General features: G+C 60.0%; 11 protein-coding genes. 6 read left to right on the top strand and 5 right to left on the bottom strand.

What is annotated here, in order from left to right; all coding sequences use genetic code 11:
• Positions 1-119: 119 nt before the first annotated feature.
• From AAE029_RS22800 to AAE029_RS22780, 5 genes are all read left to right on the top strand, one after another.
• Positions 120-1,403, top strand: a complete 1,284-nt coding sequence (locus tag AAE029_RS22800; RefSeq protein WP_371075175.1) for an NAD(P)/FAD-dependent oxidoreductase — start codon at positions 120-122, stop codon at positions 1,401-1,403.
• A gap of 36 nt (positions 1,404-1,439) precedes the next feature.
• Complete coding sequence (locus AAE029_RS22795) at positions 1,440-2,981, top strand: aldehyde dehydrogenase family protein (RefSeq protein ID WP_371075174.1); 1,542 nt, start codon at positions 1,440-1,442, stop codon at positions 2,979-2,981.
• Positions 2,982-3,157: 176 nt separating this feature from the next.
• Positions 3,158-4,186, top strand: coding sequence for an iron ABC transporter substrate-binding protein (locus AAE029_RS22790; RefSeq protein WP_371075173.1), 1,029 nt, complete (start codon positions 3,158-3,160; stop codon positions 4,184-4,186).
• A gap of 366 nt (positions 4,187-4,552) precedes the next feature.
• Complete coding sequence (locus AAE029_RS22785; protein WP_371075280.1) at positions 4,553-6,034, top strand: ABC transporter permease; 1,482 nt, start codon at positions 4,553-4,555, stop codon at positions 6,032-6,034.
• Complete coding sequence (locus AAE029_RS22780) at positions 6,031-7,101, top strand: ABC transporter ATP-binding protein (RefSeq protein WP_371075172.1); 1,071 nt, start codon at positions 6,031-6,033, stop codon at positions 7,099-7,101. The genes AAE029_RS22785 and AAE029_RS22780 overlap by 4 nt, the downstream gene beginning before the upstream one ends.
• 59 nt (positions 7,102-7,160) lie before the next feature.
• Here AAE029_RS22780 and AAE029_RS22775 read toward each other — a convergent pair whose 3' ends face one another.
• From AAE029_RS22775 to AAE029_RS22765, 3 genes are all read right to left on the bottom strand, one after another.
• A complete protein-coding gene (locus AAE029_RS22775; protein WP_371075171.1) occupies positions 7,161-8,483 on the bottom strand; it encodes a glucoamylase family protein in 1,323 nt (440 codons plus the stop codon).
• A gap of 268 nt (positions 8,484-8,751) precedes the next feature.
• Complete coding sequence (locus AAE029_RS22770) at positions 8,752-9,477, bottom strand: beta-ketoacyl-ACP reductase (protein WP_371075170.1); 726 nt, start codon at positions 9,475-9,477, stop codon at positions 8,752-8,754.
• A gap of 78 nt (positions 9,478-9,555) precedes the next feature.
• Complete coding sequence (locus AAE029_RS22765; protein WP_371075169.1) at positions 9,556-10,737, bottom strand: acetyl-CoA C-acetyltransferase; 1,182 nt, start codon at positions 10,735-10,737, stop codon at positions 9,556-9,558.
• Positions 10,738-10,973: 236 nt separating this feature from the next.
• Between AAE029_RS22765 and phaR the strand changes: the two genes are divergently transcribed.
• A complete protein-coding gene (phaR, locus tag AAE029_RS22760) occupies positions 10,974-11,546 on the top strand; it encodes a polyhydroxyalkanoate synthesis repressor PhaR (RefSeq protein WP_371075168.1) in 573 nt (190 codons plus the stop codon).
• 19 nt (positions 11,547-11,565) lie between these two features.
• On the opposite strand, the gene AAE029_RS22755 is transcribed toward phaR, so the two are convergent.
• Positions 11,566-11,970, bottom strand: coding sequence for a hypothetical protein (locus AAE029_RS22755; RefSeq protein ID WP_371075167.1), 405 nt, complete (start codon positions 11,968-11,970; stop codon positions 11,566-11,568).
• Positions 11,971-12,155: 185 nt separating this feature from the next.
• Positions 12,156-12,341, bottom strand: coding sequence for a 50S ribosomal protein L32 (gene rpmF, locus AAE029_RS22750; protein WP_026186748.1), 186 nt, complete (start codon positions 12,339-12,341; stop codon positions 12,156-12,158).
• Between the last annotated feature and the right edge of the window lie 140 nt (positions 12,342-12,481).

Below are 12,481 nucleotides of genomic sequence, written 5' to 3'. Positions count from 1 at the left end.
CACCTGGATGCAAGCCGCCTCTCGAATGAACGCTTGAGACCACTGCCGGGGCACTTTTCGCCGGACCATCGTGGCGCTAAGTTGAGGGGCCTGCAATTCGATCGATTGGAATGTTTTCGATGCTGAACGATCCGCGTTCCCATGGTCTTTGGGAGAAGACTGCGCCCCCAGCGCCACAGAGCAACCCGCTTAAGGGCGCCGCTTCAGCGGATGTCGTCATCGTCGGAGGCGGCTATACGGGGCTTTCATCGGCCTTGCACCTCGCCGAGGCTGGCGCGCGTGTCATCCTTTTGGAAGCGAGAGAGATCGGTTTCGGCGGTGCGGGGCGTAATGTCGGCCTCATCAATGCGGGCATGTGGGTGATGCCTAACGATCTGCCCGGCGTGTTGGGGCCGGTTTACGGGGAGAGGCTGCTCGATCTCCTTGGGAATGCACCGAAACTGGTCATGGCGCTGATCGACAAGCATGCCATTGCCTGCGAACTGGAAAGAAACGGTACGTTGCATTGTGCGGCCGGCAGCGAAGGCTTGAAGGAAATCGAGGAGCGCGCGGCGCAATGGTCCGCGCGGGGAGCTCCCGTGAGCCTCCTCGATGCAGCGGAGACGGCACGTCGTGTCGGAAGCAGCGCTTATGCGGGTTCCTTGCTGGACATGCGCGCCGGAACATTGCAACCGCTTGCCTATGCACGCGGGCTCGCCGATGCGGTAATCAAGGCTGGGGTCGCGATCCATACCGGCAGCCCAGTTATCTCCACCGAACGCAGCGGTAATCGCTGGGCTGTCAGGACTGCAAACGGGCATGCAACGGCCGACTGGATCGTCGTTGCGACTGACGCCTATAGCATCGGTCCTTGGGAAGAAGTCCGGAAAGAGCAGGTTCATCTGCCCTATTTCAACTTTGCCACAGTGCCGCTCGGCGACAATCTCCGCAAGTCAATATTGCCCGGGCGCGAGGGGGCCTGGGATACCAAGGAGATTCTTTCCTCCTTCCGTATGGATCAGGCAGGGCGGCTGGTCTTCGGCAGCGTCGGGGCTCTGCGCAATACCGGTCACGCTGTTCACAAGGCATGGGCAAAGCGTTCGCTGAAGAAGCTCTTTCCGCAGCTGAGCGAGATTGAATTCGAATATGAATGGTACGGCAAGATCGGCATGACCGACAACGCGCTGCCGCGCTTCCATAAATTCGCGCCGAATGTCGTCGGCTTTTCAGGGTACAACGGGCGCGGCATAGCGCCGGGTACCGTTTTCGGAAAAACGCTTGCCGACCACATCCTCGGGACGCTGCCGGAAGCCGAGCTGCCATTGCCACTGACCGTTCCGAACGAGCCCGCCTTCCGTGCCGTCAAGGAAGTATGGTACGAAGCCGGGGCGCAGCTTGCCCATTTCGCCGATGCGCGATTCTGATTGCGCTGAGACAACGATAACGCAGGAAAGACGACGATGACCATCGCCACCCTCGATCTCGCTACCGAAACCAAGAAACTGCTGACGGAGCTCGGTGTCGCCTCCGACCGCTATACCAGCGGCACGCTGGTCGTGACCTCACCCGTGACAGGAGCCGAGATCGCCCGTGTGAAGGAGCATTCGGCCTCCGATGCGAAGGCGGCGATCGAGAAGGCACACGAGGCTTTCCTGCAATGGCGGCTCATTCCGGCGCCAAAGCGCGGTGAGTTGATCCGACTTCTCGGCGAGGAGCTGCGTGCCTCCAAGGCTGCCCTCGGACGCCTTGTTTCCATTGAAGTCGGCAAGATCACGTCCGAAGGGCTCGGTGAAGTGCAGGAAATGATCGACATCTGCGATTTCGCGGTCGGGCTGTCGCGCCAGCTTTACGGGCTGACGATTGCCACAGAGCGGTCCGACCATCGCATGATGGAAAGCTGGCATCCGCTCGGCGCCGTCGGCATCGTCTCCGCCTTCAACTTTCCGGTTGCCGTCTGGTCGTGGAATGCTGCACTTGCCATCGTCTGCGGCAATGCGACCGTCTGGAAGCCGTCCGAGAAAACGCCGCTGACGGCCCTGGCAACACAGGCTCTGTTTGAGAAGGCGCTGAAACGCTATGTCGCCGAAGGCGGCGCGGCGCCCACGAATCTCTCGACGCTGCTGATCGGCGGTCGCGATGTCGGCGAAGTGCTGGTCGACCATCCGAAGGTGCCACTGGTCTCGGCCACCGGCTCCACGGCGATGGGACGCGCCGTCGGTCCGCGGCTCGCTAGTCGTTTTGCCCGCGCCATCCTCGAGCTCGGCGGCAATAACGGCGCGATTGTCTGCCCGACGGCCGATCTCGACCTAACACTGCGCGGCGTCGCCTTTGCCGCCATGGGTACTGCCGGACAACGTTGCACCACGCTGCGCCGTCTGTTCGTGCATGAAAGTGTCTATGATCAGCTCGTGCCGCGCTTGCAGAAGGCCTACGGCTCCGTCACCATCGGCAATCCGCTCGAAAGCGGTACGCTCGTCGGCCCATTGATCGACCGGGCAGCCTTCGAGAAGATGCAGCATGCACTTGATGCGGCGAAGTCGGAGGGCGGCAAGGTAACGGGCGGCGAGCGTGTCGACCTGGCGAATGCCGACAACGCCTATTACGTTCGACCGGCCTTGGTGGAAATGCCGTCACAGACGGGGCCAGTGGTTGAGGAGACCTTTGCCCCGATCCTCTACGTCATCAAGTACAGTGATTTCGATAAGGTGCTGGAGCTGCACAATGCGGTGCCGCAGGGCCTCTCGTCCTCCATCTTCACCAATGACATGCGAGAGGCGGAAACCTTCGTCTCGGCGCGCGGGTCGGATTGCGGTATCGCCAACATCAATATCGGTCCCTCGGGTGCTGAAATCGGCGGAGCATTCGGTGGCGAGAAGGAAACCGGCGGCGGCCGCGAATCCGGTTCGGATGCTTGGAAGGCCTATATGCGGCGCTCGACCAATACCATCAATTACGGCAAGACGCTGCCGCTTGCGCAAGGCGTGAAATTCGACGTCGAGTGACCGGCTCCAAATTTTGCGGTTTCAGAGGGTGGCAGATCATTTTGCCACCCATTGATATATAAGCGCTTTCTTCAACTTTCTGTTACCGCTGATATTATAAACTTGAAACCGCCACTCCAGAAAAATATAGGGCTGCTATCGCCTGGCGAATCAGGCGAAACGCCATGGAGGGCCTTATGAAAAATTCCCTTAATCGTCTTTCCGGCGCGCTTGTGCTTGCCGCCTCGCTTTTCGCCGCGACGTCGCTGGCAACCAGTCTCGCCAGCGCACAGGAACCCGAAGGCATCGTTGTCTACAACGCACAGCACGAAAGCCTCGGCCGCGCCTGGATCGACGCCTTCACCAAGGCGACGGGCATCAAGGTCACGATGCGTCAGGGAAGCGACATGCAGTTCGCCAACCAGATCATTCAGGAAGGCGCTGCCTCTCCGGCCGACGTCTTCCTTACCGAGAACTCCCCTGCCATGACGCTTGTCGACGCGGCCGGTCTTTTCGCTCCTGTGAATGCGGACACGTTGGCGCAGGTGCCGGAAAGCTACCGCCCGGCTGATGGCAAGTGGATCGGTATTGCGGCGCGCACAACCGTTTTTGCCTACGACAAGACCAAGCTGACGGAAGATAAGCTGCCGAAATCCATGCTCGATCTCGCCGACCCCGCCTGGAAGGGGCGCTGGGGCGCGGCACCGGCAGGCGCGGACTTCCAGGCGATCGTCAGCGCGCTTCTGCAGCTGAAGGGCGAGGAAGCGACCGCCGCCTGGCTGAAGGGGCTGAAAGAGAACGCAACCCCCTACAAGGGCAACAGCGTCGCCATGAAGGCGGTGAATGCCGGCGAAGTTGAAGGCGCAATCATCTATCACTACTACTGGTTCGGCGATCAGGCGAAGACCGGCGAAAACAGCAAGAACGTTTCGCTGCACTATTTCAAAAACGAGGACCCGGGCGCTTTCGTCAGCGTTTCGGGCGGCGGCATCCTTGCCTCCAGCCAGCACCAGAAGGAAGCCCAAGCCTTCCTGAAGTGGCTCACCAGCAAGGAGGGCCAGCAGATCCTCAAGGACGGCGACTCCTATGAATATGCCGTCGGCAAGGACTCCGAGTCCAATGCGAAGCTCGTCCCGCTTGCCGATCTTCATGCGCCGAAGGTGGAGGCTTCGCAGCTCAACAGCAAGAAGGTCGTCGAGCTGATGACCGCCGTGGGTCTTCTCTAGAGCCGGATGATTTCAGGTCGATGCGACCTGAAATCTGAATCCGCCTCTACATCAAAAAGTTAGAGCGGGATGTCGCCCGAAAACCGCGCAAAGTCTTCGGCATCCCGCTCTAAGACGTTTCTGTCGCAAGCCTATCAAGCTAAAACTATTGCTTTTGGCTCAAGAAAACCTTAGGCCATTGCGCAACTCGGTGATGGCCTTTGGGCGGTCGCCTCCTGTTCCGGCGTGTAAAAGGCGGTTTCGGCCTTGCTGCAGAAAAGTACGTTTGCTGCATCCAATCGTAATGTTCCGGGCTTGAAACGGGCATTGAGGACCAGTCCCCTGGGGCGCCGGATTCCACACGCTTCCGTCGTCGCCGTCGCAAGCATGGTTTCGATCCTCAGCCTTGTACCGCTCGGCTTCATCGTCTGGATCACGTTCGATGTCGGCTGGGATACCGTCAGGACACTGGTTTTCCGGCCGCGTGTCGGGGAACTGCTGGTCAACACAGTGCTTCTCGAAGTCTGCACGATCCCCCTTTCCATTTTGTTGGCGACATCTCTTGCCTGGCTGACCGAGCGCAGCGACATTCCGGGCGCGCGCCTCTGGTCCTGGCTCGCCATCGCGCCGCTCGCCGTTCCCGCCTTCGTGCACAGCTACGCCTGGGTCAGCCTCTGGCCGGGAATGCGCGGACTTGCGAGCGGCGTCTTCGTTTCGGTGCTTGCCTACTATCCTTTTCTCTATCTGCCGATAGCCGTGACGTTTCGTCGGCTCGATCCCGCGATTGAAGATGCTGCCGCTTCGCTTGGTCTCGGTCCGTGGGCCGTGTTCTTCCGTGCGATCCTGCCGCAACTGCGTCTGGCAATCTGCGGAGGCTCGCTGCTGATCGCGCTTCATCTCCTGGCCGAATACGGCCTGTTTGTCATGATTCGTTTCGATACGTTCGCAACGGCGATCGTCGACCAATTCCAATCGGCCTATAACAGCCCGGCGGCCAACATGCTCGGCGGTGTGCTCGTCATCTGCTGCCTGTTCCTTCTCGGATTGGAAGTCCTGGTTCGCGGCAACGAGCGTTACGCCCGTGTGGGTTCCGGTGCCGCACGTCCCGCCGAGCCGCGGTCTCTCGGCTGGATGACCATTCCGGCTCTTCTTCTGCCGATCGCGACGGCGGTACTGACGCTCGGCGTGCCTTTCATGACGCTGACGCGATGGCTCGTGCTCGGCGGCGCGGGCATATGGCGAGTGGATACGGTCGGAAACGCTTTCCTTCAGACGATCGTTCTCGCCGTCGCCGGCGGCGTTCTCGCGACCATCGCCGCTGCCCCGATGGCGTGGCTGTCTGTGCGGGCGCCGGGCCGTTTCCAGCGGATCCTGGAGGCCTGTCATTACTATGTCGGCTCGCTGCCAGGCGTCGTGGTGGCGCTGGCGCTCGTGACGATAACCGTTCGTCTCGTTCTGCCCCTTTACCAGACCTTTGCGACGCTGCTGGTCGCCTATGTGCTGCTCTTCCTGCCGCGTGCAATGGTCGGGCTGCGGGCGAGCATCGCGCAGGCTCCGGTCGAACTGGAAAGGGCGGCCATGGCGCTCGGACGCACACCGGGACAGGCTGTCCGCCAGATCACGATGCGGCTTGCAGCACCGGGTGCCGCGGCAAGCGTTGCGCTCGCGGCGCTCGGCATCACCAATGAACTGACCGCCACGCTGATGCTCTCGCCGAACGGGGTCGACACATTGGCAACGAAGTTCTGGTCGCTGACGAGCGAGATCGATTATGTCGCCGCTGCGCCCTATGCCTTGATGATGGTGGTGCTGTCCTTGCCGCTTACCCTTCTCCTCTATGCCCAATCCAGACGGACCGCCGGCCAATGACATTCCTGAAGATCGAAAATATCAGCAAGCGCTATGGACCGGTGCAAGCGCTCGATGACATCAATCTCGACATTGCTCTGGGCAGCCGTACGGCCGTGGTTGGCCCCTCCGGCTCGGGCAAGACAACGCTCCTGCGGATCATTGCCGGCTTCGAACAGCCGGATCAGGGCCTGGTGGCGCTCGACGGCGAGATCCTGGCGGATGGTCCAATGGCGATCCCGGCCCATAAGCGTGGCATCGGCATCGTCTCGCAGGACGGCGCGCTTTTTCCGCATTTGAGTGTCGCCGACAATATCGGTTTCGGGTTCGAGCGCGGTGCTCCGGATCGCGAGAGGCGCATCCTGGAACTGTTGGAGATGGTCGAGCTCGACAGGAGCATGCTCGACAGGCGCCCTCACCAGCTTTCGGGAGGGCAGCAGCAGCGTGTGGCGCTCGCACGTGCGCTGGGACGCAAGCCCCGGCTGATGCTGCTCGATGAGCCGTTTTCGGCACTCGATACCGGATTGCGCGAGAACATGCGCAAGGCCGTGGCGCGGGTCCTGCAGGCGGCTGGCATTACGACGATCCTGGTTACCCACGACCAGGGGGAGGCGCTCTCCTTTGCCGACCACGTAGCGGTCCTTCGCGAGGGCCGGCTGATCCAGGATGGATCGCCGCAGTCGCTCTATCTCGCCCCCCGGGACAGAGAGACCGCTCTTTTTCTTGGTGATGCGATCCTCTTGCCGGCGGATTTAAGTGAAGGCTGGGCCGACTGCATTCTCGGTCGCATCGAAGCGACGGCGACGGGACAGGGACGCCGGGAAATCATGCTGCGCCCCGAGCAGGTGCGACTGATAGCAGAGACGGAGCACGGCGATAGCTTCAGGGCGGCGTGCTACGGCAAGGTGACGGGCGTCGATTTCGGTGGCGCCGTCTGCACGGTTTCCGTCGCTCTGCTCGGAGAAAATGGCGAGGTTCACGAAACGCCGCTGCTGATCAAGAGCTCAAGCGTCGAACTCCCGCCGGTGGGCGGGAGAGTCCGCCTGGCGATCGCCGGCAAGGCGCATGTCCTCGACACGAAGAGCTGAACTACTCTGGAGCACGGCGCACCGGTCCATGCGCCGAGACACATTGCAAGCGACAGCGATCAGGCCCGCTTTCTTTCCGCTACGGCCTCTTCAAGCCAGCCACCCGTGAACCCGGCACGCTCCAGCCCTTGCTTTATAACCGGCGACTGCCGCATCAGACTCCAGATGAAATCGGTGCGAGCGTTTTCGATCATCATGACAAGGAGCCCCTGGTCGATGGCGACGCAGCGGTCGTCTACCCATCCTTCGGGCTTCGCACTCTTGACCGTCGGATTGAAGCCACCCGGGAACCGATCTTCGTAGAGAAGGTTGGGATAGGTGGAAAGAATAGCCTTCAGTCCGTCGAGCGCCGCGGCGCGGTCGAAGGGGAGGCAGGCAAGCGGCGCCCAGGGCGCGATGGTGCCATCGTCCGGGCCGAGCGGCGCACCACGGGCGGCGTAGCTTAGAAAATTGGAACGACGCCCGCCGCGCAGGCGCCGGACGGGGGGTGGACCGTCGGAAGCCGTCAGTCCCCAGATATCGCGACTGTAGCCAATGAAGCGAGCGGGATTTCGCTCCGCGTAGTCGCGCTGGACCTCGATCGCGATCTGCGTGTTTCGGAAGTAATCATGATTCCTCTGCACCATCGGGCCGTCCTGAATCTGACGGAAATCGATCCAGGCGTGACTGAAGAGATGAATGAAAAGCGGGCCGGCATAGAGATAGGGCTGATCCCTGAAGAGCATCCAGGAATAGCTCTCGGTAAAGGCAGCGTAACTCTCTTCCGGAATTGCGTGGGCAGGGGAGGCGAGTGCCAGCACATAGAGGATGATCGCCTCGTCGTATCCCTGCCAGCGCCACCGCAGAAATCCGCTTCCGGGCTTCCAGCCCATCGACACCGTCTTGCCCTTGTTGAGGGCCCAACGCCAGTCGGCACGTTCATAGAGCATGGCCGCGAGTGTCCGGATCTCGGTCTCGGCCTCATCGCTCTCGGTAAAATAGGCGGCCGCCGTCAGCATGCCGGCAAAGAGCAGTGCGCTGTCGATCGTCGAAAGCTCGCTGTTCCAGGCCCGATGGCCGGTATCCATGTGCAGGAAATGGTAATAGAAGCCGCGGTGGCCGGTCGCGTGCCGCTCCCGTCCCTGGCGGCTTTCGGCGAAGAAGCGCAACGTCGTGAGCACGCGCTCGACGGCAAACTGGCGATCGACCCATCCGCGTTCAACTGCTACGGGATAGCTGGAGAGGGCAAAGCCCACCGCCGCGATGCTGCAGTGGCTTCCGCCTATCGACGTGTCGGCAACAAGCCCGTTCTCGGGATTGGTAAAATTCAGAAAATATTCGAATGCGGCGCGCTGCAGGCGGTCGACAAGCGCGACATCCTCATCATCATGGCGTTGTAGCATATGCGGCCCATACCGTTGTTCGTCCCTTATGCATTCCCGTCGCATTTCGAGCGGCGCAAATCAAACATGGGGGTGACGGTCGATTCGCACAAGAGCCCTTTTTGATCAGCTTCCCGATAAGCCGGCCATCACCCCGAAGGAGTGTCTCTTCCTCGATTCGGCGGCAATTGTTCTAGCGGCTCAGCTTTTCGTGGAATGCCGAGCCGCTAAGAGCCTTTGGTGTTACTCAATTCAGAACGGAAAACCGCTTCCCACTTTCCTGGAATTGCTAGACAAAGAACTGGCCGCCGTTGACGGTGATCGTCGATCCGGTGACAAAACCGGCGTCATCAGACGCAAGGAAGACGACGCAACGCGCGACCTCCTCCGGATCTCCCAGCCTGCCGACGGGGATTTGCGGAATGATTCGCTCATTGAGAACTTTTTCAGGCACGGCCAGGACCATCTCAGTGGCGATATATCCCGGGCAGATGGCATTCACGGTGATGTTCTTGGCCGCTCCCTCTTGGGCCAGAGCCTTCGTAAAACCGAGATCCCCGGCCTTCGCCGAGGAATAGTTTACCTGGCCCATCTGGCCTTTCTGGCCGTTGATCGAGGAAATATTGATGACGCGGCCGAAATTGCGCTCGCGCATGCCAGGCCAGACGTGATGTGTCATGTTGAAGAGGCCGGTGAGGTTGGTGTTGACGACCTCGTGCCATTGCTGCGGCGTCATCTTGTGAAACATGGCGTCGCGGGTAATGCCAGCATTGTTGACGAGAATTTCCACCGGTCCAAGATCGGATTCCACCTTGCCGATGCCCTCGCCGCAGGCGACATAGTCGGAGACATCCCATTTATAGACCGAAATTCCCGTAACGCCGTGGAAAGCCTTCGCCTTTTCGTCGTTGCCGGCATAGGTCGCCGCTACCCTGTAGCCGGCATTCCGCAGCGCCATCGAAATTGCAGCGCCTATACCACGCGATCCCCCAGTGACAAGTGCCACTCTGCTCATATTTCGCTCCCCGTGATCTTTCTGTTGGCGGTCTGCCGGTGCCGCCGCTGTTCATTTGCAACATGTATTGCCGACTAATCAAAGCGTCTCGAAGCACATGGCGACGCCCATGCCGCCGCCGATGCAAAGGGTCGCCAATCCCTTCCTTGCGCCGCGTCGCTTCATCTCGAACAGCAGCGTGTTCAGGATGCGCGCTCCGGACGCTCCGATTGGATGGCCGATTGCGATTGCACCACCATTGACGTTGACGATCGCCGGATCCCAGCCAAGGTCCTTGTTGACGGCGCAGGCTTGAGCGGCGAAGGCCTCGTTCGCTTCCACCAGCTCGAGATCGCCGACAGACCAGCCAGCCTTCTCCAGTGCCTTGCGTGAGGCCGGAATCGGGCCGGTGCCCATGATCTGCGGATCGACGCCGGCGGTAGCCCAGGAAACGATGCGGGCGAGGGGCTGTATGCCGCGGCGCGACGCCTCCTCTTCAGTCATCAACACCGCAGCAGCGGCACCGTCATTGATTCCGGAAGCGTTGCCGGCCGTGACTGTGCCCTCCTTGTCGAAGGCGGGACGAAGCTTCGTCATGGCATCGAGTGTTGCTCCATGGCGGATATATTCGTCAGCATCGACGGTTACGTCGCCCTTACGTGTCTGGACCACGTAGGGAACGATCTCATCCTTGAACCGCCCCGCCTTTTGCGCGGCTTCCGCCTTGTTCTGGGAAGCGACCGCAAACTGATCCTGGTCGTCGCGGGAAAGTTGCCATTGCCGGGCAACGTTCTCCGCCGTAGTGCCCATGTGATAACCGTAGAAGGCATCGGTCAGGCCATCCTTGATCATCGTATCGGTCATCTTCATGTCGCCCATCTTCACGCCGCCACGCAAATGGGCTGCATGCGGCGCCATCGACATGGATTCCTGGCCGCCGGCGACAATGATCTTCGCGTCACCGGTCAAAATCTGCTGCATGCCGAGCGCCACGGCGCGCAGGCCTGAACCGCAAAGCTGATTGACGCTCCAGGCGGTCGTTTCCTTGGGAATGCCTGCCTTCATGGCCGCCTGGCGCGCGGGGTTCTGGCCTTCGGCGGCCTGCAGCACCTGACCGAGGATGACTTCGTTCACTTCGGCTGCCTCCACGCCGGCGCGCTCCAGCGCCGCCTTTATGGCGACGGCACCGAGCTCATGAGCGGGAACGGTCGCAAATGCGCCGTTGAAGGATCCAACCGGCGTACGCGCTGCGCTGGCAACGACTATGGATGAGCTGCTCATGAGATGTCTCCTCGTTTTTCAACATCGTTTCAAAGGAAAACTGGCAAAGCTTGTGATGCAAGTCAAACGCCAAGACGCAACCGCCGCATTTCATCTCCATATCGTGCCCGGGATTTCTCCGTTTTTTGAAAGGGTTTGCCGCATCGCACAAAGAGATTGTCACCGCCCTTCTTTTGCGTCTACAGTCTGTGGTGGAGGAGCATCCATAAGAATCAGACGGGGTCAGGGAGACTGATATGGCGAAAAACGAAGGCCAGATTGTCATCAAAAAATATGCCAATCGCCGACTCTACAATACGGGCACCAGCACCTATGTGACGCTGGACGATCTGGCGGAGATGGTGAAGAAGGGGGAGGAATTTACGGTCCAGGATGCGAAGAGTGGCGAGGATATTACGCATTCGGTCTTGACGCAGATCATCTTCGAACAGGAATCGAAGACCGGCAATACGCTGCTGCCGATATCCTTCCTGCGCCAGCTCATCACCTATTACGGCGATCAGATGCAGATGGTCGTGCCGAGCTTCCTCGAACATTCCATGCGCGCCTTTACGGAACAGCAGACCCAGATGCGCGAGCAGATCAATCGCGCCTTCGGAGAGACGCCGCTCGGCAAGAATTTGCAGCTTCCGATGCAAATGATCGAAGATCAGGTGCGCCGCAACACGGAGATGTTCCAGCAGGCGATGCAGATGTTCTCGCCCTTCATGAAACCGCCGGCCAAGGAAACCCGGAAGGCGGAAGCGAAGGACATCGACGAGCTCAAGGAACAGCTTCGTGCGCTGCAGAATAAGCTCGACAATCTCTGAAGCCGATCCTGTGTCGCGCCTATAAACCGATCGACACATCGCGCCCGGCCGAACGGATCGAGACGGCAAAGCCGCCGATGACGTCGATGAAGGCGATGGTCATCAGGATAAAGAAAACTTGCGTGGCCGCATCCTCGACCAGGAGAAACTCCACCAGAAACGCGATGAAGACCAGCATCGACAGCATATGATTCATCAGCGAGCCGGAGCCGCCGGTCGCCTTCAATAGCTCGAAGAAGAGCACGACAAGCGCGACGACGATGAAAAGGTCGCCCAGTGCCATGCTCCAGATCGCGCCGGAAAGCATCGAGAGCACGATGATATCGTTGTTCAGCGCGGCAATCCCGCCATCGCCCATCAGCCCAAGCATTGCGATGTTGTAAAGAGCAAGCGGAATAATCATCAGCGGGAATGCAGCCAGCATCGTCGGCAAATCTCTCACCAATAAATTGAGATTGTATATTAGCCGCGATTCATAGCCGAACTTTTATCGGCTGCAAGTGCTGTACATGTAAAAGGAAAAGGCTCGCAAAAGAAAAAGGCTGGCAAAGCAAAAGGCCGGCGAAACGCCAGCCTTTGCCTATCTTGCCATTGCAATCCCGGATGGAATTATGCGTTTTCCTTCGGCGTCAGGACCTGACGACCGCGGTACATACCGGTCTTGAGGTCGATATGATGCGGACGGCGCAGTTCGCCGGAGTTCTTGTCTTCGACGTAGGTCGGAGCCTTCAGAGCGTCAGCCGAGCGGCGCATACCGCGCTTGGACGGGCTCGTTTTTCTTTTCGGTACAGCCATTTCTCGTACTCCACTTGACAGACAAACATGACCCCGGCCAGACAGGCGGCCGAAACGGACATGTCACGATTTCGGAAATTTTGCGGGCTTATACATGTCTTGCCGGGCTTTGACCAGTCCCCAAGCATATTTTTTGCATT

This window comes from Sinorhizobium sp. CB7 (assembly GCF_041357635.1).
Taxonomy (GTDB): Bacteria; Pseudomonadota; Alphaproteobacteria; order Rhizobiales; family Rhizobiaceae; genus Rhizobium.
This window is presented reverse-complemented; position numbering and strand designations above follow the sequence as displayed.